The following is a 1,224-nucleotide window of genomic DNA, read 5'->3' as shown; positions in this document are numbered from 1 at the left end:
CGCCCCGCCGCTCCCGGAAGTGGCCCCCGCGGGGCGGGAGGCGGCCCCCGCGGGGCGGGAGGTGGCCGCCGTGACGGGCCCCGAGGTGGTGGCGACGCGCAGCCACCTGTATCCGGGTTCCGAGCACGTCATGGGCTGGCAGGTGCGCGACAGCGGCTTCGGCGTGCTCCTGGACGCCAGCGTTCCCGACGTCGTCCGGCGCCACCTGGCCGGCGACGTGCACGCCTTCCTCGCCGACCACGGGCTGACCGTGCGCGACATGGCCGCGTGGGTGTGCCATCCGGGCGGCCCCAAGGTGCTGGAGGCCGTGGCCGAGTCCCTCGCCCTGCCGCCCGGGGCGCTGGACCTGACCTGGCGCTCGCTGGCCGCCAACGGCAACCTGTCGTCGTCCTCGGTGCTCAACGTGCTGGCCGACACGCTGGAGCTGCGACCGCCGCCACCCGGGAGCCACGGCCTGCTCATCGCCATGGGTCCCGGCTTCTGCTCCGAACTCGTGCTGCTGCGCTGGTGACCGCCATGTCCTGGTACGTACTCCTCATCGCGCTCGTCGCGCTGGAACGCCTCGCGGAGCTGGTCGTCTCGCGCCGCAACGCCCGCTGGAGCCTGGAGCGCGGCGGCGTGGTGAGCGGCCAGGGCCACTACCCGTGGATGGTGGCCCTGCACACCGGCCTGCTCGCCGGCGCGCCCCTGGAGGTGGCGCTCGCCGGCCGGCCGTTCCTGCCCGCGCTCGGCTGGCCCATGCTGGCGCTGGTCGTCGCCGCGCAGGGGCTGCGCTGGTGGTGCATCGCCACGCTCGGCCGCCGCTGGAACACCCAGGTGATCGTGGTTCCGGGGCTGCCGCTGGTCACGCGCGGCCCGTACCGGCTGGGGTGGCTGCGTCACCCCAACTACGTCGCGGTGGTCGTGGAGGGGTTCGCGCTGCCTCTCGTGCACACGGCCTGGGTCACCGCCGTCGCCTTCACCGTGCTCAACGCCGCGATGATGGCGGTCCGCGTCAGGTGCGAGAACGCGGCGCTGACCGCCGCCCCGAGGCAGGCCGTGCCTTGATCGACGTCCTGGTGGCGGGTGGCGGCCCGGCGGGGCTGGCGACCGCCGTCCACGCCGCGCTCGCCGGCATGGAGGCGGTGGTCGTCGAGCCGCGCGCCACGCCGGTGGACAAGGCGTGCGGCGAGGGCCTGATGCCCGGGGGAGTGGCCGCGCTGTCGGCGATGGGCGTCCGGCCGG

3 protein-coding genes are annotated in these 1,224 nt (G+C 75.7%); all 3 read left to right on the top strand.

What is annotated here, in order from left to right:
- Positions 1-511: 3-oxoacyl-[acyl-carrier-protein] synthase III C-terminal domain-containing protein (locus tag DQW85_RS22760; RefSeq protein WP_275888242.1), on the top strand; the 511-nt coding region annotated here is incomplete at its 5' end.
- 5 nt (positions 512-516) lie between these two features.
- On the top strand, positions 517-1,047 hold the full coding sequence (locus DQW85_RS22755; RefSeq protein ID WP_113702178.1) for an isoprenylcysteine carboxyl methyltransferase family protein: 531 nt from the start codon (positions 517-519) through the stop codon (positions 1,045-1,047).
- Positions 1,044-1,224, top strand: a 181-nt coding sequence (locus DQW85_RS22750; RefSeq protein WP_113702177.1) for an NAD(P)/FAD-dependent oxidoreductase, incomplete at its 3' end; no start/stop codon positions are given. The genes DQW85_RS22755 and DQW85_RS22750, both read left to right, overlap by 4 nt.

This window comes from Nonomuraea lactucae (assembly GCF_003313395.1).
Taxonomy (GTDB): domain Bacteria; phylum Actinomycetota; class Actinomycetes; order Streptosporangiales; family Streptosporangiaceae; genus Nonomuraea; species Nonomuraea lactucae.
Note: the sequence above shows the minus strand (reverse complement) of the source record. Positions and strands in the feature narration are given on the sequence as shown.